19 protein-coding genes are annotated in these 24,218 nt (G+C 51.3%); 15 read left to right on the plus strand and 4 right to left on the minus strand.

Features of this window, described 5'->3' with window-relative positions; translation table 11 throughout:
• Positions 1-52: 52 nt before the first annotated feature.
• Together BI182_RS04110 and BI182_RS04115 are read right to left on the minus strand one after the other, a co-directional pair.
• Positions 53-592 (minus strand): hypothetical protein, encoded by a 540-nt coding sequence (locus tag BI182_RS04110; RefSeq protein ID WP_286805729.1) that lies wholly within the window; start codon positions 590-592, stop codon positions 53-55.
• A 363-nt stretch (positions 593-955) separates the two neighbouring features.
• The gene (locus BI182_RS04115; RefSeq protein WP_070369909.1) at positions 956-1,516 is read right to left on the minus strand and encodes a PadR family transcriptional regulator; all 561 of its coding nucleotides are present in this window, start codon (positions 1,514-1,516) and stop codon (positions 956-958) included.
• A gap of 750 nt (positions 1,517-2,266) precedes the next feature.
• On the opposite strand from BI182_RS04115, the gene rsgA reads away from it, so the two are divergent.
• The 14 genes from rsgA (at position 2,267) to zupT (ending at position 16,313) form a co-directional block, all read left to right on the plus strand.
• Complete coding sequence (gene rsgA, locus BI182_RS04120; protein ID WP_286805732.1) at positions 2,267-3,343, plus strand: ribosome small subunit-dependent GTPase A; 1,077 nt, start codon at positions 2,267-2,269, stop codon at positions 3,341-3,343.
• A 149-nt stretch (positions 3,344-3,492) separates the two neighbouring features.
• A complete protein-coding gene (locus tag BI182_RS04125) occupies positions 3,493-3,969 on the plus strand; it encodes a GNAT family N-acetyltransferase (RefSeq protein WP_286805733.1) in 477 nt (158 codons plus the stop codon).
• 740 nt (positions 3,970-4,709) lie between these two features.
• Positions 4,710-6,173: an anthranilate synthase component I gene (trpE, locus tag BI182_RS04130; RefSeq protein ID WP_286805735.1), complete on the plus strand. Its 1,464-nt coding sequence runs from the start codon at positions 4,710-4,712 to the stop codon at positions 6,171-6,173.
• Positions 6,173-6,751, plus strand: a complete 579-nt coding sequence (locus tag BI182_RS04135; RefSeq protein ID WP_286805736.1) for an anthranilate synthase component II — start codon at positions 6,173-6,175, stop codon at positions 6,749-6,751. The genes trpE and BI182_RS04135 overlap by 1 nt, the downstream gene beginning before the upstream one ends.
• Positions 6,748-7,776 carry an anthranilate phosphoribosyltransferase gene (gene trpD / locus BI182_RS04140; RefSeq protein ID WP_286805738.1) on the plus strand — a complete coding sequence of 343 codons (1,029 nt, stop codon included), beginning with the start codon at positions 6,748-6,750 and terminating at the stop codon, positions 7,774-7,776. Before BI182_RS04135 ends, trpD begins: the two co-directional genes overlap by 4 nt.
• Complete coding sequence (gene trpC, locus BI182_RS04145; protein ID WP_286805740.1) at positions 7,773-8,555, plus strand: indole-3-glycerol phosphate synthase TrpC; 783 nt, start codon at positions 7,773-7,775, stop codon at positions 8,553-8,555. Before trpD ends, trpC begins: the two co-directional genes overlap by 4 nt.
• A gap of 360 nt (positions 8,556-8,915) precedes the next feature.
• Complete coding sequence (locus tag BI182_RS04150; protein WP_286805741.1) at positions 8,916-9,524, plus strand: phosphoribosylanthranilate isomerase; 609 nt, start codon at positions 8,916-8,918, stop codon at positions 9,522-9,524.
• A gap of 197 nt (positions 9,525-9,721) precedes the next feature.
• Complete coding sequence (gene trpB / locus BI182_RS04155; RefSeq protein WP_286805743.1) at positions 9,722-10,906, plus strand: tryptophan synthase subunit beta; 1,185 nt, start codon at positions 9,722-9,724, stop codon at positions 10,904-10,906.
• Positions 10,899-11,693 (plus strand): tryptophan synthase subunit alpha, encoded by a 795-nt coding sequence (gene trpA, locus BI182_RS04160; protein ID WP_286805745.1) that lies wholly within the window; start codon positions 10,899-10,901, stop codon positions 11,691-11,693. Before trpB ends, trpA begins: the two co-directional genes overlap by 8 nt.
• 442 nt (positions 11,694-12,135) lie before the next feature.
• On the plus strand, positions 12,136-13,131 hold the full coding sequence (dhaK, locus tag BI182_RS04165) for a dihydroxyacetone kinase subunit DhaK (RefSeq protein ID WP_286805747.1): 996 nt from the start codon (positions 12,136-12,138) through the stop codon (positions 13,129-13,131).
• Between the two features lie 203 nt (positions 13,132-13,334).
• Positions 13,335-13,973, plus strand: a complete 639-nt coding sequence (dhaL, locus tag BI182_RS04170; RefSeq protein ID WP_148636551.1) for a dihydroxyacetone kinase subunit DhaL — start codon at positions 13,335-13,337, stop codon at positions 13,971-13,973.
• A 2-nt stretch (positions 13,974-13,975) separates the two neighbouring features.
• Complete coding sequence (dhaM, locus tag BI182_RS04175) at positions 13,976-14,359, plus strand: dihydroxyacetone kinase phosphoryl donor subunit DhaM (RefSeq protein ID WP_070369877.1); 384 nt, start codon at positions 13,976-13,978, stop codon at positions 14,357-14,359.
• Between the two features lie 343 nt (positions 14,360-14,702).
• Positions 14,703-15,302, plus strand: coding sequence for a hypothetical protein (locus BI182_RS04180; protein WP_148636552.1), 600 nt, complete (start codon positions 14,703-14,705; stop codon positions 15,300-15,302).
• A gap of 201 nt (positions 15,303-15,503) precedes the next feature.
• The gene (zupT, locus tag BI182_RS04185; protein WP_070369880.1) at positions 15,504-16,313 is read left to right on the plus strand and encodes a zinc transporter ZupT; all 810 of its coding nucleotides are present in this window, start codon (positions 15,504-15,506) and stop codon (positions 16,311-16,313) included.
• Between the two features lie 211 nt (positions 16,314-16,524).
• Here the strand turns inward: zupT and BI182_RS04190 are convergent, their stop codons facing one another.
• Positions 16,525-17,580 (minus strand): DUF3089 domain-containing protein, encoded by a 1,056-nt coding sequence (locus tag BI182_RS04190; protein ID WP_286805752.1) that lies wholly within the window; start codon positions 17,578-17,580, stop codon positions 16,525-16,527.
• A gap of 280 nt (positions 17,581-17,860) precedes the next feature.
• Between BI182_RS04190 and BI182_RS04195 the strand changes: the two genes are divergently transcribed.
• Positions 17,861-22,648: a leucine-rich repeat protein gene (locus BI182_RS04195; protein WP_286805754.1), complete on the plus strand. Its 4,788-nt coding sequence runs from the start codon at positions 17,861-17,863 to the stop codon at positions 22,646-22,648.
• Positions 22,649-22,764: 116 nt separating this feature from the next.
• On the opposite strand, the gene BI182_RS04200 is transcribed toward BI182_RS04195, so the two are convergent.
• Entirely contained in the window at positions 22,765-23,994 is a 1,230-nt protein-coding gene (locus BI182_RS04200) for a DUF3298 domain-containing protein (protein ID WP_286805755.1), read from the minus strand.
• Positions 23,995-24,218 lie beyond the last annotated feature (224 nt).

Raw genomic sequence — 24,218 nt, forward strand, 5'->3', positions numbered from 1 at the left:
ATTTTAGCGTATTCTAAACGAGAGTGCCATAAAATCCCGGTTAAATTTTGGGTTACGAAACAGTTTGGGTCTGGAGCTGTAAAAAATTCTGGCCCAGGGCTTTTCCGATGTTGGGCAGGCCGAGCTTGGTAAAGAGCGTCATCAGGGCTTCCCAGTAGGGCGGGTAGAGATCCTGGCCCCGGGAGCAAAAGGGTTGCTGGTGATCGAAGCTGATTTTTAGCTCCCAGCTGAAGGTAGTATCACTGTTTTTGACGTCATTTTGATAGTCGGACCGCCAGTCAAGAACGTACAGCTTAAAAAAATCGGCCAGCAACTGCTGCCACTGTTGGGGGTCGATGTAAATCTCCGGCAGATCCGGGTAGTAACAGAGAAAGGGTCCTTCAATGGTGGCCCCGGTCGGGGTTCGGGTAAAGGTCAGATTCTGGCTGGCAGTACCCTTTTGATTGGTGGTAAGAACAATCTGACGGGTGGTTGCCATAAGGTCACGGTGATCGCCGCCAAATTCAGACTGGCAGTCTACGCAATAAAGCAAGGGCCGGGTCGCCGGGCTGGTGTTGGCGCCGCCGCATTTCGGGCAGATAATTGGGCTCATAAAGGCCTCCTTGGATGTAAAAATTTATATAGTTGAAAATAGTGAACAATGCCGGTGGTTCTAAAAACAATTTTGGATAAAACTTGAGGTTGGCACTTCGCTACCATACCGACCAATTGTTAATCTGTTGTTCGCCACACCAATGCGAAATCCGCTAGCTCCTTTCGCATTGGTCGCGGGCAGTCGCCAACTACAAGCAAGCTTGTGATTGGCTCGTTGCCTTCACGCAAGCTCGGACAGGTCGATGACCTGTTCGCCTTGATGCGTACAACATGATATAACAATTGTCGGTACTAGGTCTGATTATTAAACCAAGTTCCTTTTTTAGCTGCAAAATTGTAGCAGAGCTTACGGCAGTCAAAATCAATAGATGCGGGTGTTGGTGGACACTTCTTCGATGCATTCGCAAAGCCATTCGATGTAGGATTTTTCCCGCTTGATGGCTGACTTTAAGACAATGTAGTCACCGTATTCCGGGCTCTGGATTTTGGAAATGTCTTTGGTGTCAAGCAGCACCGTCATGTTGTGCTTAAGCTTGTGGAGCTTTTCCTGTCGCTGGGTCAGCTGGTAGTGAAAGTGGGCCAGAATTTCGTCGTGGGACAGGGATTCGATAAAATAAGCTTTCAGCCGAAAAATATCCTTGGGGGTGGGCTCCAGCAAATCCTGCTGTAAAACCCAGTTATGAAATTCCTGGCGGCCTTTCTCGGTGATCGAATAGATTTTTTTGCGGAGCTTTTCATCTTCGGGTAAAATTTCGTAGGTGATTAGACCTTCGTCGGTGAGTTTTTTGAGTTCCGGGTAGATTTGGCTATGTCTGGCATACCAGAAATTGACCAGCTCCATATTAAAGACCTTCATTAAATCGTAGCCGGTCATGGTTTCCCGGTTGATTAAGCCGAGGATGGCATATTTTAGTGTTCTCATTGTGTTTAAGCCTTTCGTCAAATAGTTATTGACTTCTATTTTATCCGATTTTAGACTGGAATGCATTTATTTTCTTGGGGAGTTTTCAGATTATCCCCGCGAAAGCAATTTATTTACCTTGACTTGATTAAAAAGAATCATTTACAATAATAGCACCGGGTGTTAATCGAGAAATGCAGTGCTACCGTACCGACCAATTGTTAATCTGTTGTATGCGCACAATTCGTACAGTTGCTATTAAAGATACGGCTAATTATAGGCGTTTCAGCGCAACTGTTCGCCTTGAGGCACAGGGTCTGCCCTTTGGGTACAACATGATCTAACAATTGTCGGTACTGGGTTAGCTTTTTTGACAGTCTGAGAAATTCGCATAGCGATTTCTTATTGTTGTGGAAACTAAACACCAAGCAATCATCGTTCGATGTTTCGAATACACCTGAATCGCTTAAAAAAGGAGAATTTATGAAAAATATCAATCAAATGGATAGTGTCGTGACGCCGGAGGGCAAAGCACGATACTAGGCCTTTAGCCCTCCAATAGGATGAAATTTATATAGGTAATTGAGAAAGTGCCGTGAGCTTTAGGTCCAGTTTCGCACGAAACAATTTTTACACTGTACGGCGTACAGGCTATCGCCTGTTCGCCTACACGTTACAAAATTGTTTGTGGAAACTGAACCCAAAGCAATCATTGTTCGGCGTTTGAAAATTTCTCGCAATTATCTAGATCAATAAAATTTGGAGGAAAAAATGAATAAGATCGATTTGGAAAATTACGGATTGGATCAGCGGATTAAGCAGGAAGCCAGTTTGTATAGCAATTTGTTTGTGGCCCGGGTGACGGAACAACATCGCGACCTATATAAGGTAGTGGCCGAGAAGGGCGAACTGCTGGCTGAGGTATCGGGGAAGTTTGCCTTTGATGCCGGGGATAATACCAGCTTTCCGGTGGTTGGCGACTGGGTGATGATTGATCGCACCGAGGCAGATTCTGGTCATGCGGTGATCCATCAGGTGTTAAGTCGCAAGTCGCTGTTTGAGCGAAAAGCCGCCGGTACCAGTGGTGGCAGCCAGATTGTGGCGGCTAATTTTGATCTGGTCTTTATTTGCATGTCACTCAACAATGATTTTAATCTGCGGCGGCTGGAGCGTTATTTGTCAATTGCCTGGAACAGCAAGGCCCGACCGGTGATTGTTCTGACCAAGGCCGACCTCTGCGATGATTTAGCAGCACGACTTAGGGATATTTCGGCGGTTCGGGTGGGCACCGATGTGGTGGTTTGCTCTAGTGTCGATAACCGTGGTTACGAACAGATTGCCGCTTATCTGGCCCCGGGTAAAACTATTGTCTTTCTGGGCTCGTCCGGGGTTGGCAAATCAACCATTATCAACCATCTGATCGGGGCCGAGGTGCTGGCGACCAAAGGCCTGCGAAGTGATGACAAGGGTCGCCACACCACCACCCATCGGCAGTTGCTGCGACTTCCTGGCGGTGGGGTGGTTATTGATACCCCGGGAATGCGGGAGCTCCATCTGGACAGTGCGGACTTGTCCCGGTCATTTACGGACATTGAAAGCCTGGCTGCGCAATGCCGCTTTGGGGATTGCAGCCATCTCGGTGAGCCGGGCTGTGCGGTAAAAGCGGCTGTAGAATCCGGCCACCTGTCTGAAAAGCGGCTGGAAAACTATCGCAAGCTGCAAAAGGAATTAGGTTATGAGGGGCTTAATTCCCGGCAGCTGGAGGCTGAAAAGATCAAAAAAATGTTTGGTAGCAAGGGCGAAATGAAACAGCTGATGCGCCAGGCCAAGAATAAAAACAAACGCTAAAGAGTGGAGTGATTAGCGGCATGGTGGCAAAGATATGAAGATCCGGCACGCTTTTTCCGGAGTCGATGCCTTGCCGACTTTTCCGACCAATAACAAATAATTAGAACTAAGCGGGTGAATTCGAATTGACATCCAGGAGAGAGGGTTAGATGATTAAAAAAATTGACAATACTGACTTAGAAGCAGCAGTGAATCTGGCCAATCAGGTTTTTCACGAATTTATTGCCGAGGGTTATAGCGAAGAAGGCCGCCAGACCTTTACCAAATATCTGGATTTCAAGCTGGAAGAAATGAACGAAGATCTGATCTCCGGTCATAAGGTTCTCTGGGGGTTTTATGAGGAGGGCCGGATCGTCGGGGTGATTGGTACCCGGGATGAATTGCATATCTCACTGATGTTTGTCGACAAGGACTATCACCACCGGGGCATTGCCCGGGCGCTCTTTGACACGGTACTGGCCGAACTAAAAAGCCAGCACCCGGGAGACCCCTTTGTCCTGACAGTTAATTCGTCCCCCTATGCGGTGGCCGTTTACCACCGCTTTGGCTTTGTGGACATCGCCGGGGAACAGGAAAACAACGGCATCCGCTTTGTACCGATGAAACTGACGGTCAGTGATTGCTGACGAACAAAGCTCACGGCAGAATTGCAACTGCCTCTAAAAGCCAGTTAAGACATTTACAGATGGTGAATTCTTAATGATGGCGTTATCAGAAAAATTTAATTTGACAAAAACGGCTAGATCGATTATGCTTTATTTAATTTAATACATCAATAAACCGTTGACGTGGAGATAACGGTGTATCGTGCAGTTACAGAGAGCGGGGAAGGCTGAGAGCCTCGCACAACGCAGAGCATCAAATGGACCACTGAGGGCGCAGTCAAAGGAAATAAAATTTTCCGAGTATTCTGCGACGTGACGCATACGTCAGTTGCGAGGGATATGTTAGTATCCTGCAGAGTGTACAGGGATTTTTCTCTGTAAATGAAGGTGGTACCGCGGGCAGAATTTTTGCGCTCGTCCTTGATTAATTTTTATTAATCAGGGGCGGGCGTTTTTTTATTACTTAAAAAGCGCATAAATAGTGTGGACGCTGATTGGCGCTGGATAAAGGGTGAGCTCGTCACTGCGTACCGACCAATTGTTAATCTGTTGTTCGCCACAAGCTCGGACAGGCGTTGCCGTGTCCGCCTTGATGCGTAGGGTCTGACCCCTAGGTCACAACATGATGTAACAATTGTCGGTACTGGGTAGAGTTGATTTTTAGTGCTTGTTCATCCCTTTTTAATCAGCTAATTAACATCTGCCAAAACAACACAAAATTAGATTACAAGATAAATTTTTCTTAACGAAAGGATACGATTATGATTAAACCATCGATGGAAGAGGCCAGAGGGTATTGCGGGAATTATCAGAGCATCCCGATCAGCCTGGAGCTGTTTTCGGATATCAAGACACCGATTGAGGTGCTTAAAATTTTAAAGGCCACCGGCAAAAAATGTTATTTACTGGAGAGTGTGGAAGGCGGCGAAAAATGGGGGCGGTATTCATTTCTCGGTTTTGACCCGACCTTATCGGTGACCTGTCTGGATGGGGAGGTAGTTGTCAAAAATGGCAAGACAAAGGATACCCTGGCCGATGATCCCCGAACGGTGCTCCGGGAAATTCTGGCGGATTGGAAAAGCCCCAAACTGGATTTTCTGCCGGCCTTTACCGGCGGCTTTGTCGGTTATATTGCCTATGACTTTGTCAAATACACCGAAGCCAATCAGGTGCTGACCAATGAAAATACCGAAAACTTTGATGACCTCAATCTGATGCTCTTTGACAAGGTCATCGCCTATGATCATCTACGCCAGAAAATTGTGGTCATCGTCAATATTAAAACCGACAACTTTGAGAAAAACTATATCGACGGGGTGATTAAGCTCAAGGAAATTGAGGCGCTGATTAAAAACGGCAGCAGCACCGTGCCCTTCGGGGGGCAGGTAACTTCGGAGTACCGCTCACTTTTCACGAAAGACTATTATTGCGAGATGGTTAAAAAAACAAGAGAGCACATTTATCAGGGGGATATTTTTCAGGCGGTGATTTCCAACCGCCTGGAAGCTGATTTTTCCGGCGATCTCTTGTCGGCCTATCGGGTACTGCGGACCATCAATCCCTCGCCCTACATGTTTTATATCGACTTTGAAGGGATGCAGGTAGCCGGGGCGTCACCGGAAACCCTGGTATCGCTTAAAAACGGCCAGTTGTCGACCTTTCCGATTGCTGGTACCTGTCCCCGGGGCGCCACCCCGGCGGAAGATGAAGCTTTGATTGCCGAGCTTCTTAAAGATGAAAAAGAACTCAGTGAACACAACATGCTGGTCGATCTGGGCCGCAACGATCTAGGCAAGGTCAGTGAATTTGGCTCGGTTCAGGTGGAAACCTATCAGGAGGTGGTTCGCTATTCCCACGTCTCCCACATTTCCTCAACCGTTACCGGCACCCTGAAAGCGGGCCTGGATCAGCTGGATGCCCTGGGGGCCGTGCTTCCGGCGGGAACCCTGTCCGGAGCGCCGAAAAAACGGGCGATTGAAATTATCGATGCGTTAGAAGGTCAGAAGCGGGGTGTTTATGGTGGAGCCGTTGGTTATATCGACTTTTCCGGCAACATGGACATGTGCATTGCCATTCGGATGGCGGTTAAAAAGAACGACAGGGTTTATGTCTCCGCCGGGGCCGGCATCGTCGCTGACAGCATCCCCGAAAAAGAGTATAACGAATCACAAAACAAAGCCCGGGCGATGTTTGAAGCCCTGGAACGGGCTCAGGAGGTGGAATAATGATTTTACTGATTGACAATTACGACAGCTTTTCCTATAACCTGTATCAATATGTGGGGATGATCAATCCCGATATCCGGGTGATTAAAAATGATGAACTGAGTCTGGCTGAAATCGCCGCCCTGGCGCCGGATCACATCATCGTCTCACCGGGGCCGGGACGACCCGCTGATGCCGGGATCTGTGAAGAGGTCATCGAGTATTTCAAGGACAAAACCCCGATTCTGGGGGTCTGCCTGGGGCATCAGGCCATCTGCGAGGTCTTCGGTGGTACCGTTACCTATGCCAGCACCCTGATGCATGGGAAACAGAGCACCGTTCACATCGCCAACGGCAGCCCGATTTTTCGGGGGCTACCGCCGATTATTGCCGCCGGTCGCTATCACTCCCTCAGTGCTGAGCGGAGTACCCTGCCGGATGATCTGCTGATTATCGCCGAGGATGACGAGGGCGAGGTCATGGCGGTGAAACATCGGAGCTACGATGTTTATGGGGTGCAGTTCCATCCCGAATCGATTCTTACCGAGGCCGGTCACCAGATGATTGAGAACTTTTTAAAGATTGGAGGCGAAATATGATTAAGTCAGCCATTTACGATATTGTCAACGGCAAGGACCTGTCCCTGGAGCGGACCCGGGAGGTTATGGATCAGATTATGAACGGGCAGGCTACCAACGCCCAGATCGCTTCCTTTCTGACGGCGATGCGGATGAAGGGGGAAACCATCGATGAGATTACCGCCTGCGCCATGGTCATGCGGGACAAGTGCACCAAGATTTTCCCCAAAACCGATGTGTTGGACATTGTCGGCACCGGCGGCGACGAGGTGGCCACCTTTAATATTTCCACAGTGTCCGCCCTGGTGATTGCCGCTGGTGGGGTGCCGGTGGCCAAACACGGCAACCGCAGCGTCTCCAGCAAGTGCGGATCGGCGGATCTGCTGGAAGCCCTGGGGGTGAACATTGAACTGTCAGCCGAAAAAAGCGCCGTGATTCTCGACGAGCTGGGGATCTGCTTTATGTTTGCCCCGACCTATCACGCCTCGATGAAATACGCCGGGCCGGTTCGTAAAGAACTGGGGATCCGGACGATCTTTAATATTCTTGGCCCGCTGGCCAACCCGGCCGGGGCCAATATGCAGCTGCTGGGGGTCTATGATGAAAATCTGGTGGAGCCCCTGGCCAATGTGCTCAACAAGCTTAAGGTCAAGCGGGGGATGGTGGTCCACGGCCACGACGGTCTGGACGAAATCACTTTGACGGATACCACCACCATCTGCGAAATTGCTGATGGTAAGATCAACAGCTTCTTTATCACCCCGGAACAATTGGGTCTGAAGCGCTGTGAATTACGTGATCTGATCGGCGGCGAGAAAGAAGAAAATGCCGCCATTGCCCTGGATATCTTAAACGGTGCCAAAGGTCCCAAGCGGGATGTGGTGGTGCTGAACTCGGCTTTTTGCCTGTATATGTCTCACAACAATATCACCCTCCGGGATTGCGTCAAGATGGCTGAAGAGCTGATTGATTCCGGGCAGGCCAAGGCCAAGCTGGAGGCCTTTGTCAAGCGCACGAATGAGATTGCGATTGAGGTGCTGGCATGATTCTGGATCAGATTGTGGCGGCTACTGCCAAGCGGGTGGCGGCGCTTAAAGAAACGACATCACTGGAAAACCTGAAAAGTCAGGTCAAACGGTCGGAAACGCCGTTTGCCTTTGAAAAAGCCCTGGCCAGACGCCGGGATGCCGGGACGATGGCTTTTATCTGCGAAGTGAAAAAAGCCTCGCCCTCGAAAGGGGTGATTGCGGCCGATTTTCCCTATCTGGACATTGCCCGGGACTATCAGGCCGCCGGCGCCGATGCCATTTCGGTGCTGACCGAGCCGGACTTTTTTCAGGGGGCCAATGAATTTCTGACCGAAATAAAACAGCAGGTAAGCATCCCGGTGCTGCGCAAGGATTTTATTATTGACCCGATACAGATTTTCGAAGCCCGCCAGATTGGCGCCGATGCGATTTTACTGATCTGCGCGATTCTCACCACCGCACAGATCCGGGAATACCTTGCCCTGGCCGATGAATTGGGTTTGTCAGCTCTGGTGGAAGCCCATGACGAAGCCGAAGTAGCCCAGGCCCTGGCTGCCGGGGCCCGGATTATTGGGGTCAATAACCGTAACCTTAAAACCTTTGAAGTGGATATCAACAACAGCATCCGACTGCGTCAGCTGGTGCCCCCGGAAATTTTGTTTGTGTCGGAAAGTGGGATACAAACGCCGGATGACATGGTTAAACTGCGGGAAAATGGAACCAATGCGGTCCTGATTGGCGAAACCTTGATGCGAAGTGGGGATAAGAAAGCGGCGCTGGATCAGCTGCGGGGGTAGCTGCTGGCTGTGGTGCGGGCGAGGGTCTGACCCCTTGGTCATCACGGAACGCCCCTACGAATTGATGATAACGGTGCTGTTTAAATAGTATCCACCAACGTAATGACTTAGGTTGTAGGGGCGGACAGTGTCCGCCCGCAAGCGTGGATTTTATGATAAAGGTTGATCTTAATAATCAATAACTCTCGGGCGAATGCGATTCGCCCCTACGAACCAAAGATCAGCAGCGTTGTTTAATAAATGCACAGATATGATGCATTAGATTGTAGGGGCGGGTATTACCCGTGCGGAACGGTGATTTTAAGCCAAACGTTTATTGTAAAATCAGCGACGGATGGACTAAAGAACAAGGAGAATACCATGACAAAAATAAAAATCTGTGGTCTGACCCGAAAAGAAGACATTGTAGCGGTAAACGCCGCCCGGCCGGATTATATTGGTTTTGTCTTTGCTGGGAGCAAACGCCAGGTTGATATGGAAACGGCCCGGGCCTTAAAGCAGGCCCTTGATCCCGGCATCCAGGCCGTAGGGGTTTTTGTCAACCACCCGGTGGCCGAGATCATCGCACTGGCCCGGGCGGGCATTATCGATCTCATCCAGCTTCATGGCGATGAGGATGAGGCCACGGTAGGGCTGCTGCAGGATCAAACCGGTTTGCCGGTGATCCGGGCCTTCCGGATCAAGAGCCCGGCCGACATTAAGGAAACTGCTGCCGACTACCGCCTCTTTGACACCTACGACCCCAAGCAATACGGCGGTTCCGGGAAGGCCTTCAACTGGGATCTGCTGCAGGGCGTTAGCGGCGACTTTTTCCTGGCCGGGGGCCTCAACAGCAACAACATCGTCGCCGCCATCAAACAGGTGGGCCCCTATTGTGTCGATATCAGTAGCGGCGTCGAAACCGCCGGCGTCAAAGACCGGGACAAGATTATTGAGATTGTGGAAATGATCAGGACGATTAACCGTTAATAAATGATCCAAATAAAAGCCCTAACCCAGAGCATTATTTCGAAGGGGCGGTCATTGACCGCCCGGAACGTTGATCTAATGCTAAACGTCAATTTAAAAATCAACAGCGCTCGGGCGATTGCGAATCGCCCCTACAAAACGTGATTGACGGCGCTGTTTATAATGCACGGAGACGTGATACAAAAAGGAGAAAGAAAATGAGTAAAGGAAAGTATGGGATCCACGGGGGTCAGTACACCCCCGAAACCCTGATGAATGCCATTATTGAAGTGGAAAAAGCCTATGAACACTATAAAAATGATCCGGCCTTTCAGGATGAGTTAACCGAATTATTAAACGAATACGCCGGTCGCCCTTCGCGGCTGTATTTTGCCAAAAAAATGACTGCCGATCTGGGCGGTGCCAAGATCTATCTCAAGCGGGAAGATTTAAACCATACCGGGTCGCATAAGATCAACAATGTCCTGGGGCAGGCCCTGCTGGCCAAAAAAATGGGTAAAACCCGGCTGATTGCCGAAACCGGGGCTGGTCAGCATGGGGTCGCCACCGCCACCGCCGCGGCGCTGATGGGATTTGAATGCGAGATCTTTATGGGCAAGGAAGACACCGACCGTCAGGCCCTCAACGTTTTCCGGATGCGGCTGCTGGGGGCTACGGTTCATGTGGTCACCTCCGGCACCATGACCCTGAAGGACGCCGTCAACGAAACCTTCCGGGAATGGACCACCCGGGTGGACGACACCCACTATGTTCTCGGTTCGGTCATGGGACCCCATCCCTTCCCGGAAATGGTCCGGGATTTCCAGAGCGTGATCAGCAAAGAAGCCCGGGAGCAGATTCTAAAAAAAGAGGGCAAACTGCCGGATGCTGTGATCGCCTGTGTCGGCGGCGGCAGCAATGCCATGGGGGCTTTCTACAAATTTATTCCCGATGAATCCGTCCGGCTGATCGGCTGTGAAGCCGCCGGCAAAGGGGTGGATACCGAGGAACATGCCGCCACCATCGCCCGGGGTAGTCTGGGGATTTTCCATGGCATGAAATCCTATTTCTGTCAGGATGAATATGGTCAGATCGCGCCGGTGTATTCGATCTCCGCCGGGCTTGATTATCCCGGCATTGGCCCGGAACATGCCCATCTTCACGACAGCAAACGGGCCGAGTATGTGCCGATCACCGATGATGAGGCTGTTGCGGCCTTTGAATACCTGTCCCGGACCGAGGGAATAATTCCGGCCATTGAATCGGCCCATGCGATCGCTTATGCCATGGTGCTGGCGCCGACGATGAGTAAAGACCAGATCATCATCGTCAATGTGTCTGGTCGGGGCGACAAGGATGTGGCAGCGATTGCCCGTTACAAGGGGGAAAATATCTATGAGTAAGCTAAATAATTTAAAAACCAATAAAATATCCCGGATCTTTGCCGATCAGAAAGCCTTTATCGCTTTTCTGACTGCGGGCGATCCCAGTCTCGATAAAACCGAAGAATTTATTCTGGCCATGGCGGATGCCGGGGCCGATCTAATTGAAATCGGGATTCCCTTTTCCGATCCCATCGCCGAAGGGCCGGTGATTGAAGCCGCCAACGAACGGGCCCTGCGGGTCGGTACCACCACTGATAAGATTTTTGCCATGGTTAAACGGATCCGGGCGAAAACCGCCATCCCGCTGGTCTTTTTAACCTATATGAACCCGATTTTTGTATATGGTGGGGAACGCTTTTTTGCCACCTGCGAGGAAGTGGGGATCAATGGGGTGATCATTCCCGATCTGCCCTATGAAGAAAAGGGTGAGATCCTGGAGCTTGCCGGCAGCCATGGCCTGGATCTGATTACCCTGATTGCCCCGACCTCCCAGGATCGCATTCAGATGCTGGCCAGTGAAGCAACCGGCTTTATCTATCTGGTCTCATCGCTGGGGGTTACCGGGGTCCGCAGCGAGATCAAAACCGATCTGGCCGCAATCATCAGCGATATCCGGGCGGTGACCGAGACGCCGGTGGCAGTAGGCTTTGGGATCGCCACCCCGGAACAGGCGATGACGATTTCTAAGCTTGCCGATGGCGTCATTGTCGGCAGCGCCATTGTCCGCATCATTGCCGAGCACGGCCCCGCCGCCACCCCAGTCCTGAGTGACTACGTCCGTACGATGAAGGCGGCGCTGGTATAGGGCGTGGTTCAGTGTTTTATCGGAGCGCTTTAATCGTGGTTTGGTTTGACGAAAGCGCTTAAAATTTACAAAAGATTAACACAAATTGGATATTATTTTCCCCAACCATCTTGACGGATCGATTTTTTGCAGATTTAATCGGCTGTTTTTTTGAAATAACGCAGCATTGGCCAAAATAAATCAGTTGATATCGTTTTTTTTACCTGCCAAATGGGTAGAAACGTGTTATAGTATGGTTTAAGGTATGTACAAAGGCGAATGAATAAACATCGAACAGTGATTGCTTTGTGTTTAGTTTCCACAAACGATTTCGTAACGTGTAGGCGAACTGGCGATAGCCTGTACGCCGTACAGTGTAGAAATTGTTTCGTGCGAAACTGAATGCAAAGCTCACGGCACTTTTGCACGTATCTGACTAATAATGTTTATAGGAGGAAGTCTTATGAAAAAATTTATTAACGATGTCGAAAATGTGGAAAATGAAATGCTGGAAGGTATCGTTCTGGCCCACCCTGAATATGTAGCCCGTCTGGAAGGTTTTGACGTGCTGGTTCGGGCTGACAAAAAAGTCGGCAAGGTCGCTTTAGTCAGCGGTGGTGGCAGCGGCCATGAACCATCTCACGGCGGATTTGTCGGCAAAGGGATGCTTGACGGCGCTGTAGCCGGTTCGGTATTCACTTCTCCCACCCCCGACCAGGTATTTGAAGCGATCAAAGCGGTTGATGCCGGTGAAGGGGTATTATTAGTTATCAAGAATTACACCGGGGATATTATGAACTTCGAAATGGCCGCTGAACTGGCCGAAGCTGAAGGCATCAAAGTTGCCAACGTGGTTACCAATGATGATGTTGCCGTTGAAGATAGTCTATACACCACTGGCCGTCGGGGCGTGGCCGGTACCGTGTTTGTTCATAAAATTGCCGGTGCCAAAGCTGAAACCGGTGCCAGCCTGGATGACGTTAAAGCCGTGGCCCAAAAGGTTATTGCCAATGTCCGCACCATGGGCGTTGCGTTAAAACCGTGTACCGTACCAGCTGCTGGAAAACCGGGCTTTGAGCTGACCGAAGAAGAAATGGAACTGGGCATCGGGATTCACGGCGAACCGGGAACCGAACGTAAACCGATTCAGACCGCTGACGAAATCGTTGATTACCTGATGGAACGGATCTTAAAAGATATGGCTCCCGCCGCTGGCGACGAAGTAGCCGTTATGATCAATGGTGCTGGCGCAACCCCACCAATGGAACTGTATATCTTAAACCGTCGGGTTCAGCAGATTCTGGCTGACAAAGGCATTAAAGTCTTTAAAACCTTCGTCGGTGATTACATGACTTCCATTGATATGGCTGGGGCTTCCATCACCCTGTTAAAACTGGATGCTGAACTTAAAGACCTGTTACTGGCCAAGGCTGATACCATCGGCTTTAAAATGTACTAAAATTTCGCAATACTAATTGGTTAGCACTTCGCTGGCGTACCGACCAATTGTTAATCTGTTGTACGCTGCGGAATCGGACAGGCTACGCCGTGTCCGCTCCGATGCGTACAACATGATGTAACAATTGTCGGTACTTAGTTTGGTTGTTAACATAAAGGCTTTTAGAGAACTAAATGAGAAGAACATAGAAACGAGGAAAATACATGGCAACAAAGGCAGAAGTGCTGGATTTTATCCGGATTTATGCGGATAAGATGGCTGAACATCGACAAGAATTGACCGATTATGACCAGGCCATTGGTGATGGCGATCATGGTATTAACATGAGCCGAGGCTTTAAGGCGGTCATCGAAAAATTACCAACAGTTGAAGAGAAAAATATCGACGATATTTTAAAAGCAGTGGGGATGACCCTGGTATCCACCGTTGGCGGGGCTTCCGGTCCACTTTATGGTACCGCATTTATGAAAGCCGGAGCGGCTGTTAAAGGTAAAGAAGAATTATCCAACGAGGATATTCTGCTGGCTCTGGATGAAGCAGTGGGCGGTATCCAGTTTCGGGGTAAAGCCGTCGAAGGTGAAAAAACCATTCTCGACAGCATGATTCCCGCCATCAACGCCATTAAAGCCAGTCTGGCAGATGGCCAAACCATGGCTGAGGCTCTGGTGGCCGGTGAAACCGCTGCCTGGAACGGGGTCGAGTATACCAAAACCATCATTGCCACCAAAGGCCGGGCCTCTTATCTGGGAGAACGCAGCATCGGGCATCAGGATCCCGGGGCAACCTCGATGGCCTATGCCTTTCAGGCCATCAACGAAGTGGCGCAAAAGGCAGGTAACTAAAAGTGGTTGGAATCGTAGTTGTTTCGCATAGTCAGAAGGTAGCTGAAGGGGCCGTGGAACTGGCCCGGCAAATGGCGCCGGAAGCCCGAATTGCCGCCGCTGGCGGGATGGAAGATGGCAGCATCGGCACCGATGTCTCCAAAATTCTAGCCGCCATCGAGACCGTTGAAGAAGGCGATGGCGTGGTGATTCTGGTGGATCTGGGCAGTGCTGTGATGAGTTCGGAAATGGCCATGGAAATGCTTAGTGACAGCAGCCAGGTCAAGATCATCGATGCTCCGATTGTCGAAGGCACCATCTTTGGTTCAGTGGAAGCATCCATCGGCTCCTCCTTTGAAGAAGTCGTCGAGGTGCTGGCCGGGGCCAAAGCGTATAAAAAATTTTAACCGATCAAGGTTCAAAACACCCCGGCAAGCAAGGATGTCAGACTGTCAAATAAGCTAACCCAGTACCGACAATTATTACATCATGTTGTTCGCATCGGAGCGGACACGGCAGCGCCTGTCCGATTCCGCAGCGTACAACAGATTAATAATTGGTCGGTACGGTAGTTTAGCGATAACATCACACCTCGGCTTGCCGGGGTGTTTTTTTGAAGAATTGCCGGTGATTTTACGAAAAATTGATGAAATGTGCGGGGATCTGTGGTATAATACAAAAAAATCATGCGATCATTTTCAGGTGCCGAATCAGGGGGTCTGAGAAAATTGCCGGGAAAGGGGAATCAGGATGGATCCAATAATTATTAACGCCGCTGCGCCACAGGCTGCTGCCAGTTCGCTGGCCAAGAAAGTTGAAACAGTAACCGTTAAGCCCACCGCTGACAGTGTCAACCCCCAGCAGGCCGCCAACGAGGCCAATTCCTACTACAAGTTTGACAGCATGGAGCTGAGCCGTGAATATGTCGGTTACCGGATGAAAAGCGAGAACAGCAACATAAACAGTGATACCGACCAGGAGACTTCCACCATTGATCAGAAGCTCAAGCGCATCCCCGGCGATGACGACGACACCCGCGAGGAGAAAGACGCCCGCCGCCAGGCTGCCAAAGCCGAGCAGACCGAGGACGAGGCCGTTGCCAGCAATCAGTTGGGCAGCTACACCAATTCGGAGCTGAAGGGTCTGGTTTTAGCTGGTAAGATTACCATGGCCACCTATAATGCCGAAATCAAGAATCGCCAGGAGAAAGCGGTTGCAGCGTCATCCCAGGCGGCCGACCTGACGGCATCTGTACTGCCGACCCCGCCATCACCACAGCAGCAAACTCAGCAGCTGCAGAACCTGGCCGCCGGTCAGCTCCGCCGCAAGGCCACTAACAGTATTTTTTAATGCTTGCATTTTTGATGCTTAGATAGACAAGCATAAACCCGAAAAGAAGCACCGGGCCGGATCTCTATCATCCGGTGAACGCTTCTTTTTTTTATGCCTGTTTCCGAAGTGTGATGACTTTTTACTGTTTCATTTTTCGACCATTCGTGGTATATTATTTTTGTTGCGCTATTTTTGTTAGATACCATAAGGATGTGAACCATGAATTTTTCCAATTTAGGGGTAGCCATTCTGCTGACGGTGTTGGCTGGTTTATCCACCGGCATCGGCGGGCTGATTGTGCTGCTGTTTGAAAAAACCAATACAAAACTTTTATCCATCGCTCTGGGGTTTTCGGCCGGGGTGATGATTTATGTCTCCTTTGTGGAGCTGTTTTTTGAGTCCCGGCGGCTACTGATTGCCAATCTGGGTGCGGAGGCCGGGGTCTGGGTCAACGTCATCGCTTTTTTCGGGGGCATGCTGCTGATTGCCATCATCGATAAGCTGGTGCCGTCCTATGAAAACCCCCACGAAACCCACATGCTGGAAGAAACGGCATCCTGTCCGGTGGATGGCAGCCAGAAACTATTGCGGACCGGGATTTTTACGGCAGTAATCATCGCCATCCATAATTTTCCCGAAGGGATGGCCACCTTTGTCTCAACCATCCAGCAGCCGTCCCTGGGATTGGCCATTGCCATTGCGGTGGCGATTCACAATATTCCCGAGGGGATGTCAGTGGCGATTCCGGTTTTTTGTGCCACCGGATCCCGCAAAAAGGCCCTCGGCTGGTCGCTGTTTTCAGGCATGGCCGAGCCAGTCGGGGCGATTGCCGCCTATTTTATTTTGCTGCCCTTTTTGAATGATACCGTCTTTGGAATTCTCTTTGCCGGGATCGCCGGGATCATGGTCTTTATCTCGCTGGACGAGCTGCTGCCCACCGCCCGGGAATACGGCGAACACCACCTCTCCATCTACGGCCTGATTGCCGGGATGATGATCATGGCCCTGAGCCTGATTGTGCTGATGTAAAAAAAACCGCCACATTAAATGGGCGGTTTCATACTGTTAAGATGCTAACCCAGTACCGACAATTGTTACATCATGTTGTACGCATCGGAGCGGACATGGCATAGCCTGTCCGATTCCGCAGCGAACAACAGATTAACAATTGGTCGGTACGGGAGTTTAGCGATAACCTCAAACCTCCAACGTAAATGGGAGGTTTTATTTGGGTGTTTTGCTATTTCTGGTGGGCTTTTAAGTAGTTGGCGATCCGTTCTTCGGCGTTGGCCTGGATATTGTAGTAATAGAAGGGGTAGTCGTAGCTATGGAAGACGCCTCGGCCAAAGGCGGCGCTGCCGGGAGCGTAGGTGTCCACATCGACGGTGCTGCAGATCAGTACGCCTTTTTCCAGGCTGACCTGTGCATCGGCAAAATTCATTACCTTGACATTGCTGCCGTCGGGATTTTTAGCCACGGTGCCATCGGCATTGATCTGCAGTGAACCGAGGTTGGCACTGGCTGGTGCCAGGGTTTCATCGGTCGTCCAGTTAAGGGGGTTGATGACATGGGCGGTGGGCAGGACCACAAAATCGGTGCCTTCAATGGTGGGGGCCTGGGTGTTGTAGGAAATGATCACCCCGGTATCCCCGGAGCCGGTGGCAAACTTAAGGTTGGGATTATCGGCCAGATAGTCGTCGGTGATGGAATAGCCAATAATATAGGCTGCCACCATCTGCTTCTGAGCCTCGGGATGGGCCTTCATATAGTTCGATAGCAGATAGATCATCACGTTGGAGCCCTGGGAATGGCTGGCCAGAATAAAGGGGCGGCCGTTGTTGTAGTGGTCCATGTAATAGTCAAAGGCGGCGGTGGCATCGGTTAAGGTGGTCCCTTTTAAGACATCCTGCTGTTCGTCGTAGGACATGTTGGCGGTGGCGGATGGATCGAACTGGCGGTAATAGGGGGCATAGATATTGGCCGATGTTTCAAAGGCGGTGGCCTGACGGGCATAAGCCAGATTGGCATTGGTGATCATGACCGGGTCATCGACGGTGCTGACAATCGGGGCATCGGCATTGGCTCTGGCCCAGGCGGTGGGGTAGAGGTAGAAAACATCGACATCCTTGTCAAGGGCGGTGGGTAGGTTAAGCCAGTGGGCGCTGTCACTATAGTCGGTGGGGACAATGGCATCCGACGTTTCAGTCTGGGGAGCTTTGTCCTGGGCAGCGGTGCAACCGCAAAGAATCAGGGCCAGCAGAGAAACCATCAGGGAAATCCATTTTTTTCTTTTCATGAGGTGCTCCTTCAATAAAATTAGGTTATTTGATCTCGGGGCGGGTAAGGCATGAATCGGCTGGTTTAAAGGCCTGCAATTGGGCCTTTATCAGACAGCTCTTGTGATACTTCCAGTATAACAGAATCTGCCAAATTGGGACAGTGGCTTTGGGCCGGATTGACAGAAAGAATTAAAAAAATACGCCATTAAAACGAAAATCTACGCCTTTTTGAGAAGCGATACTATGATAAAATTAAACCATTAATGGACCTTAAAATAAAATCACGGAGAAAAGAAAATGAAGAAGAAATTAGTATACTGGTGTGTCTGCTGGGCACTGGTTTTTCTGGCAATGCCACTGTCGGCCGGGGCGGCAGAGCTGCCGGTAGGGGTTGCCTACCGGGGCCACATTCAGGACCGGGGGGACTACCCGCTTGACGGCAGCTGGGTGGACAGTCCCGACTTGATTGGTACGGTGGGTCAGAGCAAACGGATCGAGGGGTTTGAAATCAAACTCAATGAGGATCTGCCCATGGAGATGTCGATTCGTTATAATGTCCATGTTCAGAACAGGGGCTGGCTCTATGACGAGAATGACCCGACGGACTGGCCCCGGGATGGTGCCTATGCCGGAACCCGGGGCGAAAGCTTGCGGATTGAAGCGGTTAAAATTGTGCTGACTGACAGCGCCGGAAAACCGGTGCCGGGGTATCGTGTCGAGTATCGGGGCCATGTTCAGAACCTTGGCGATCAGCCCCAGACGGCCGATAGCTGGCTGGCTGACGGCGCCCAGCTGGGTACCGTGGGGAGCTCCCTGCGGCTGGAAGCGCTGCTGGTGCGGGTGGTTAAGAATAATGCCGACTTAACGGCTTACAATGCCCTGGTGGCAAAGGTTGCAAGGCTTACCGAAGGGGATTTTACGGCCGAGTCCTGGGCAGTATTGCAAACGGCCGTGAACGAGCATGCGGTTACGGCCGACTGGACACAAGCAGAGGTGGATGCAGCCGTAGCAATGATCCAGGCGGCTTATGAGGGGCTTACGAAGAAAACCGGACCGACAGTCTATGACAAAGCGGGTACCTATGGCCCGGCTTCCGGCTCCCAGACCATTGATGGCGATGTGAGGATCGCAGCTGATGGGGTGATCCTGCAGAATCTGACCATCACCGGGGATATGTTAATCAGTGAGGCCGTCGGAAATGGCACCGCAACCCTGAACAATGTGACGGTGGATGGAGACACTCTTGTTCGGGGCGGCGGAGCCAACAGTATTCATATTAATGGCGGCCGTTACAGCCGCATTATAATGGAGAAAACCGCCAGCGGTGCGGTGCGGATTGTGGCCACGGGCGTGGATGGTCTGGATGTGATCATTGCTGAAGATGCCAGTGGCGAGACGATTATTTTAGAAGGTGCCTTTGACAGCGTGGAGATTAACGCCCCCAACATGACCGTCACCACCCAGGGCAATACCACCACCATCGGTAAGATGACGGTAGGGGAAACCGGTGCCAGCAGCACCGTGACCGTGAATCCCGGTACTACGGTCAGTGAACTGGTGCTTGATGGCAAAGCTGCCATCAAAGGCCAGGGCAATGTGGTTAAAGCCGAAGTCAGGGCCGACGGCGTGGTTTTTGACAAAAAACCGACCAGCTACACGGTGGCGCCGGGGGTGGTGATTCCGCCGGTGTTTCCGACGCCCAGTGATGGCGGTGGGGGCTATAACCCGCCAGCACCGGTGGCCGTGACCGGGGTCAGCCTGGATCTGGCGAGTCTTTCGTTGGGAGTAGCCAGAATGGCACAGCTAAACGCCACGGTGTTACCAAGCAATGCGGCCAATAAAACAGAAACCTGGACATCCAGTGATGATACCATTGCCACTGTGGATGCCACCGGGAAGGTCACCGGAAAGAAAGAAGGGCAGGCCGCCATCACGGTTAAGACCGATGACGGCAACAAAACCGCCAGCTGCAAGGTAACCGTGACGACCAGCTTTGAGGTGACTCAAATCGCTGACGGAACCGCTGTGATCACCGGGATGAACGGCAGTAGCAAGGTTATCCTTATTCCCGAAACCATTGACGGGGTAACCGTTTCGGGGATCGGTGACCAGGCTTTTTATAATAGCGACATGACCAGTGTGACAATCCCCCGAACCGTTAAAACAATCGGTTCTATGGCATTTTATGATTGTCTTGATCTGACAACCGTGACCTTTGCGGCGGATTCAAGCCTTACCGCTATTGGTGCCGCTGCCTTTGTCGGTATTGGGGCGATGAACCTGACCTTACCGGCAAGCCTTAACACCATTGGTGATCGGGCTTTCTTAGGCTGCTCGTTGCTTGAGTCCATTTCGATTTCCGGCGGGGTCACCGCTATTCCGCTGGAGGCCTTTTCCGAGTGTCGTGCTTTAACAACAGTGACCTTACCATCGGGGCTAACCGCCATCGGGATGGGTGCCTTTAACAATTGTACCAAGTTGACAACGGTCACCATCCCTAAAGGGGTCAATACGATTAGCAGTGGCGCCTTTGGGTATGAAGGGGGCAAAGAACCGAGCAGTCGCAGCTATACCTTCCGGGGCAATGCGCCGACCACACTGGGGGCTGGAGCGATCCCGACAACACCAAAACCGACGATCCGCTATTATGCAAATTGCTCCGGGTTTAATGCCGGCGATTGGAGTGGGTGTACTAAGGAATTTATTTTAATAACTCCGATCCAGACCGGCCTGGAAATAGCAAATTCTGGCAGCCCATCCGTTACGGTTAACTGGAACACCGTCGCTGGCGCCACTGATTATGAGGTTTTATACGGTGATACCTCGGGTAGTTATCCAACAACGGCGATCATAACTGCTGATCTGACGGCAACAATCACCGGTTTGGACAGTACCAAGACCTACTATTTTGTGATCAAAGCCAGGGATGCTGACGGCGAATCACTGTTGTCCAATGAGATGACGGCGGATATGAGTGTGGCTGTCATCGACCCGGCGAATATCGATGCAAATGGCGTGATCACTGCCTATACCGGCCCCGGCGGGGCGGTGGTGATTCCGGAAAAAGTCGGCGGTAAAACCATCACCGGGATTGGCGATAATGCCTTTAAAGGCCAAACCAACGTGACGGCAGTAACGATTCCCCAAACGGTGACCAGTATTGGGGTGAGCGCCTTTGAAGGCTGCAACAAGATGACGACACTGAGCTTTACGGGCAGCCCGACGCTGGTGTCCATTGGCGACAAAGCCTTTCAGGGCTGTAAGATACTGGAAAGTGTCAGTCTCCCCAGCAGTGTTAAGACGATTGGTGCATATGGATTTTTGCAGTGTTTCGCCCTGAAAGATTTAAATTTGGGGAGCGTTGAGACCATTGGCGAAAAGGCCTTTAGTCAATGTAATAGTTTAGCAAGTCTGACGATTCCCAATTCGGTTAAAGTGATTAATAGCAGTGTTTTTGCAGACTGTACTGGCTTAAAAACAGTGATCTTTTTAGGGGGCGAAAATGCGCAGACTCTCAATGGCTGGGTCTTTTCGGGATGTACGGCCCTGGAGTCTGTGACCTTTGCGGCTGACTCTAAAGCGGTCTTTAATGCATGGGGGCTGTTCAACGGCTGCAGCAAGCTAAACAACGTGACCCTGCCGCCAGGATTGACTAAGATTCCCGGCTATACCTTTCAAGCCTGTACCGCCCTGACCAGTCTGAGGATTCCCGAAACGGTCACCACCATTGAGGTGAGTGCCTTTAGCGGCTGTCCAGCTAATCTGGTGCTGCGTTTTGATGGCAATGCCCCGGGCTCGGTTGACAGCACAGCCTTTCCTGACGGGACGACCTTTGCATACTGGGAAGATAAAACCGGCTTTACGGGCGCCCCCTGGACAAATAGTAAGTATCATTTAGTGCTGCGCAATATCAGCCTGAACCAGACCGATGTGACCATCAATACGGCTAGCTTCAGTTTTGATGCTCAGGATGGAGCGACTGAGGTGAAACTGCAGAAGAAGATCCACACGGATAGCGCTTGGACCGATGCAACAACGACTGAAGCGCTTACCAGCGCCTCAACGACCGCCATCGCCACCGGGCTAACCCCCGGCACCAGCTACGATTTCCGGCTGCTGGTCACCGGCGGCGACAATGCCGGGCCATCACGGGTGGTCAACCTGAACACCCTAGTGGCAGTGACTGAGATCACTCTGAATAAAACGACCCTGGATCTGAGTCAAAACAGCAGCGACACCTTAACAGCGACCGTGAAACCGGATAATGCAATCAACAAAAACCTGAGTTGGACGACCGATAGTTCAGCAGTGGCTACAGTTGATAGTAACGGTCTGGTGACGGCTAAAAATCCCGGAACCGCAACAATTACCGCCACCGCCGCTGATGGCGGAGGTGCTTACGCTTCCTGTACGGTAACGGTGCTGCCTTATTCATTCACGGTAACCGACGGCAAGGTGACCATTACCGGATACCTGGGGAGTGCAACTACTGTTTCGATCCCCGAGACGATAGGCGGGAAACCGGTGGTGGCCATTGGTAAACAAGCGTTTTACTTTAATCAAACCCTGACCGAAGTGACCATCCCCGCCAGTGTTACCAGTATTGGGGAAGCGGCCTTTCATATGTGTCAAAATTTGACAACCGTTCATTTTGCCCCCGGTTCACAGTTAATCAGCATTGATCTAAATGGTTTTTCCGAATGCCCACTAACCAGTCTGACGCTGCCGAGTCAGTTGCATATCATCAGTAATTACAGCTTCTATCATAACCACTTAAGTGGCAGTCTGACGATTCCGGCGACGGTAACCTATATCGGTGATAATGCCTTTGAAGGAAAAATGGAGGGGACAACCCATCTGTCAAGCCTGGAAACCCTGACCATTCAGAGCACCGGAGGCGTTAATATTCGGCCGTCAGCTTTTAAATTCCAGCCGCTGACCACCATTAATTTGCCAGCTGGGGTGTCGATCGATGGGGATCCCTCAACCATGGGAACCAATGGCACCGGCTTTCTGGAAGCATATCTAGCTGGCGGTGCTGGCATCTATCAGTATGATTCAGGATCAGCGGATTGGTCTAAATAGTATTCTCCTAAAAAATTCCCCCGCCCCAGCTATTGCCGGGACGGGGGAGAATGGCGGCCTTTTGGCCGCTATTTTTGGGCGGATTTTTGGTTAAATGAAAACCGGGCGGGCTCTGTTTAAATCAGGGTCTCCACCTCTACCAGCAGATCGGTGCGGCTGTAGGGGATTAGCAGCTCGACCCGGCCAAGGGCGCCGGGGGCGACCTCGTAGGGGTTAAAGAAGACACAGACCCCGGTGGTGGTGAGGTAGTAGGGGGAGTTGGCCCCCAGCTTGCTGGCAATGGCGGTGAGGTCAATGTCGCTGTAGTTGGGATCGCTGTTTTTCAGCTGCTGGAATTCGGCGGTCAGCTTGGCGCTGATCTGGCTATCGGGGATTGCCAGCAGATCCCCCAGCAGCAGTTCATCCCCGGTTCTGGTGCCAAAGCTGTGGGCGGTGAGCTCGCTGTTGCCATGGGCGCCGCCGTTATAGCGGTACTGTTCCTGGGTAACCGAGATGATATTGTTGTTATTGTAGGTTATTGCTGCGGTGACGTTGTTTTCGTATTTGCCGATCAGATTCTGGCGGAAGACCGGATCGGTGGTGTAGGCATAAACAAAGCTCATGTAGTCGGCGTTGTTGGTCTGCACCCAGCTGTTTTCCAGGGCTTCATAAAAGATGTCCAGTTTCATCTGCACCAGGCTGTTGTCGTAAAAGATTGGCCGTTCGTAGCGGGAGCCGTAGACCCAGCGGAGGGTGTCGATATCGTAATAGTTCTGTTCCTGGGTTTGCGCAATGCCCATATTGTAGACACTGACAAAGGGCCGCAGGGTGGAGCCGGGAGCCGCCCCGTTCTTGGCAACGATCACAATTTCAATCGCTTCCAGCCGGTAGCTGAGCCCGGCGGAACCGGCACTTTCGCCGTTCTTCGCCCAACCCAGCCAGCCCAGATTCTGGGCGTGAACCCGGTAGTAGATATCAAAGAGATTGGCATCGCTGCCGCTTAAAAAGATCCGGATCGCTTCCAGCCGCAGTGATTGGCCCGAGGTGCCACTGGTTTCACCATTGTATTTGAGCTCCTGCCAACCGATATTCTGGACGTGGGTCTGGTATGCGACACCGAGATCATAGCCCTGATCGTTGAGGGTGATTTCGATGGCCTCCAGCCGCAGGGACTGGCCCGAGGTACCGCTGGTCTGGCCAGCGCTTTTCCAGTCCTGCCAGCCGATATTCTGGACATGGGTACGATAGTTGGCAGTGGGCAGCAGCGTAGCGGTGTCGATGGTTTCAGCCAGAATGCTCTGGGGCAGTGTCAGCACCATCAGGATTGTCACCAACATGACCGCAAGCCGGTACAATTTGTTTTTCATTTTGTTAACCTCGCTTTCATCGGTTTGTCTTGATACCGGTTTGGTGATTCGGGCGATTAATAATGACCACAGGTCAGACTCTCGCCCAGATGAACTTCAAAAAACTAATCCAGTACCGACAATTGTTACATCATGTTGTGACCTAGGGGTCAGACCCTACGCATCGGAGCGGACACGGCGTAGCCTGTCCGATTCCGTAGCGAACAACAGATTAACAAGGGTCT

This window comes from Acetobacterium sp. MES1, from assembly GCF_002237635.1.
Classification (GTDB): Bacteria; Bacillota; Clostridia; order Eubacteriales; family Eubacteriaceae; genus Acetobacterium; species Acetobacterium wieringae.